This is a genomic window from Trebonia sp. (assembly GCF_049794275.1).
Classification (GTDB): domain Bacteria; phylum Actinomycetota; class Actinomycetes; order Streptosporangiales; family Streptosporangiaceae; genus Trebonia.
This window is the reverse complement of the sequence record NZ_JBARCR010001159.1, coordinates 1-3,249: the sequence shown is the minus strand read 5'-3', so window position 1 is coordinate 3,249 and position 3,249 is coordinate 1. Positions and strand designations below refer to the sequence as shown.

Sequence of the window (3,249 nt, the reverse complement as noted above, 5' to 3'; positions counted from 1 at the left end):
CGGCTGTTCGCGACGGCCGGCGAGCAGCGCGAGCAGCTACGCAACGACCTGGCGCTGCGGAACGCCGAAGACATCGCCGCCACCCTCGGGACGATGAAGGGCGTCCTGATGAAGCTCGGCCAGATGGCCAGCTACGTGGACGACGGCCTCGCCCCGCCGGTCCGCCGCACGCTGAGCACGCTGCAGGACAGCGTGCCGCCGATGACCGCCGAACTCGCCGCGCAGGTCGTGGCCGAAGAACTCGGCGGCCCGCCGGATCAGGTTTTCGACACCTGGGACCCCGAGCCCATCGCGGCCGCCTCCATCGGGCAGGTGCACCGCGCCATCACCAAGGACCGCCGCGCCGTCGCGGTCAAGGTGCAGTACCCGGGCATCGCCCAGACGATCGCCGCCGACCTGGGCAACGTCGGGCTGCTGCGCAGCCTGCTGCGGGTCGCCGCCCCGAGCCAGGACGTGAACGCCCTCATCGAGGAGCTGCGCGAGCGGATCACCGAAGAGCTGGACTACCTGCGCGAGGCCGAGAACCAGCGCACGTTCGCCGCCTACTTCGACGGCCACCCCACCATCGCCGTGCCGAAGATCGTCGACGAGCTCTCCACCGCCCGCGTCATCACCAGCGAGCTGGCCACCGGGGCGCGCTGGGCCGAGCTGCTGACCTGGCCGCAGGCCGAGAAGGACCTGGCGGCCGAGACGATCTACCGGTTCACCTTCCGCAGCCTGTACGAGATGAACGCCTTCAACGGCGACCCGCACCCGGGCAACTACCTGTTCCGCCCTGGCGGGCACGTCACGTTCCTCGACTTCGGCCTGGTCAAGTACTTCACGCCGGAGGAGCTCAAGCCGCTCGTGCACATGGTGCGCTACCTGTGCGTGGACAGCGACCCCGCCGCGTTCCGCAAGGCGATGGAGGACGCCGACTTCCTGACCCGGGGCGCGCCGATCACGAACGAGCAGGTCATCGAGCACATGGCGCTGTTCTACGACACCGTGCGGACGCCGGGCACCCGGACCATGACCCCGGGGTACGCGTCGGCGGTCGCCCGCCGGTACTTCGACTTCCGTAACCCGCTGGCGGCCTACGCCCGCATCCCCAAGTCCTACGTGATCTTGCAGCGCATCAACCTGGGCATGTTCGCGCTGCTCGGCGACCTCGGCGCGACCGCCGACTGGCGAGCGATCGCGGAGGAGATATGGCCGTTCGTGCAGGCGCCGCCGTCCACTCCGATGGGAGAAGAGGAAACAGCCTGGCGCGCTAGCCGTCCGGTGGTCTTAACCAGTTATCCCGAACGGGCCCGTGGTGACTCCGGTCTCGGTCAGCTGGCACTGCGGCGGCTGCGGTACGCCGCGACGTTGACGCGGTTCGCGCAGGTCAGGCCGCAGAACCGGCGGGACCTGTTCTTGGACAGGTCGACGACCACGTCGTCGCAATCGTCCGCGGCGCAGACCAGCAGGCGGGCGAGCTCGCCTGCCCGGATGACGTCCGCGAAGGCCATCGCCGCGTCCACCGCCATCCGGTCGGCGAGCGGCGCGTCCGGCGTGGTGGCGTGGATGTGGTAGTCCCAGCCGTCGTGCTTCAGCAGCTGCGGCAGCGCCCCGGCATCCCGCAGCAGCGTGTTGACGAGGGCGGCCGCCTCGTCCTCGGTCATGTCCCACAGCCGCGCGAGGCGCGGGCGGAGCTGCCTGACCTGGTCGAGTTCCTCTTGGTCATGGGTGCGACTGCCGGTCCACCGCCAGTACTCGGTGAACTGGTCGAGGGCGGCCAGGTCGGGCAGCTCTTCCCTGCCGCCGCGCGCGGTGTTGATCAGCGCGGCGGTCGCGTTGAGTGAAACTTCGGTGTCATGGGCAAAAAGCATTTGACCTCTTTCGCCGCCCACGAGTAGTGTCATTACCGTAACTCATTTTTACCACTTACACATCCCGGATGGCGAGGAGAGGCGAATGAGCAGCGTGCGTGCACTGGACGACCAGCCCGGCAGCGGCGGCACGCTGGACACCGTCGCCCTCGAAGCCACCGGTACCGTGGACGCCCCCGCCAGTAACGTCAGGGGCAGCCGCGGCACCGGGCTGGTGATCGGGCTGCTGTCCGCGGCGGCGTTCGGCACGTCGGGCACGTTCGGGACGTCGCTGATCGGCGCCGGCTGGTCCCCGGCCGGCGCGGTGCTCGCGCGGGTGTCGATCGCGGCCCTAGTCCTCACCGGGCCCGCGCTGGTGCAGCTGCGCGGCCGGTGGGCGCTGCTGCGCCGGTGGGGCTGGCGGACGGTCGCCTACGGCTGCGTCGGGGTGGCCGCCTGCCAGCTCGGCTACTTCAACGCGATCTCCCGGATGCCGGTGGGCATCGCCTTGCTGATCGAGTACATGGGCATCCTGCTCGTAGTGGGATGGCTGTGGGTGCGGCACGGTCAGCGGCCGCGGCGGCTGACCATAGCCGGCAGCGCCGCCGCGATCGGCGGGCTGGCGCTGATGCTGGACCTGTCGGGACCCGGCGGCATCAGCCCGGTCGGCGTGCTCTGGGCGCTGCTCGCCGCGGTCAGCATGGCGGTGTACTTCATCCTGTCCGCATGGTCCGGCACCCAGTCGCCCGATGCCGGGCCGACCGGCACTTCGTCATCCGGCGCTCCGTCATCCGGCACTGAGGCGCTGCCGCCGGTGGTCATGACGTGGGGCGGGATGATCGTCGGGGCGGTCGTGCTCGCCGCGGCCGGCGTGACCGGGCTGGCGCCGCTGGCGGCCTCCAGCGCGGACGTGACATTGCTGAACCACCAGGTGAGCTGGCTGGTGCCGATCCTCGGGCTGTCGGTGCTGGCGGCTGCCTTCGCGTACGTCACGGGCATCGCAGCCGCCCGGCGGCTCGGGGCCAAGCTCGGGTCGTTCGTCGCGCTGGCGGAGGTCCTGTTCGCCACGGCGTTCGCCTGGGTGCTGCTGCACCAGGTGCCGACCACCACGCAGTTCCTCGGCGGGGCGCTCATTCTGGCCGGCGTCGTCCTGGTCCGCCTCGACGAGTCCTGACGGGTCCTGGCAGGGTGAGAGCCATGAGCGAAGACAGGCATCGCCAGGTGACGATCGAGCGGATCACCAACAGCCATTACACCGTCACCAACGCCCGCGGCGGGACGATCACCGTAGGCACGGCCGACTCGGCGGACTTCTCGCCTGTCGAGCTGCTGCTGACCGCGATCGGCGCGTGCACCGCGATAGACGTCGACATCCTCACGTCGCGGCGCGCCGAGCCCGACTCGTTCGCGATCGCCG

3 protein-coding genes and 1 pseudogene are annotated in these 3,249 nt (G+C 70.3%); 3 read left to right on the top strand and 1 reads right to left on the bottom strand.

The features are described 5' to 3' along the window. Nucleotides 1-93 precede the first annotated feature (93 nt). Nucleotides 94-876 (top strand): annotated as a pseudogene (locus WA805_RS28640) (ABC1 kinase family protein); the annotation flags it as partial. Nucleotides 877-1,313: 437 nt separating this feature from the next. On the opposite strand, the gene WA805_RS28635 reads toward WA805_RS28640, so the two are convergent. Then, entirely contained in the window at nucleotides 1,314-1,853 is a 540-nt protein-coding gene (locus WA805_RS28635; protein WP_422326812.1) for a CGNR zinc finger domain-containing protein, read from the bottom strand. An 85-nt stretch (nucleotides 1,854-1,938) separates the two neighbouring features. Between WA805_RS28635 and WA805_RS28630 the strand changes: the two genes are divergently transcribed. After that, nucleotides 1,939-3,006: an EamA family transporter gene (locus tag WA805_RS28630; protein WP_425243881.1), complete on the top strand. Its 1,068-nt coding sequence runs from the start codon at nucleotides 1,939-1,941 to the stop codon at nucleotides 3,004-3,006. Nucleotides 3,007-3,029: 23 nt separating this feature from the next. Then, nucleotides 3,030-3,249: OsmC family protein (locus WA805_RS28625; RefSeq protein ID WP_425243880.1), on the top strand; the 220-nt coding region annotated here is incomplete at its 3' end.

Coding starts and splice junctions, on each gene's coding strand:
- WA805_RS28635 (WP_422326812.1), bottom strand. CDS start 1,853: ATGCTTTTTGCCCATGACACCGAAGTTTCACTCAACGCGACCGCCGCG.
- WA805_RS28630 (WP_425243881.1), top strand. CDS start 1,939: ATGAGCAGCGTGCGTGCACTGGACGACCAGCCCGGCAGCGGCGGCACG.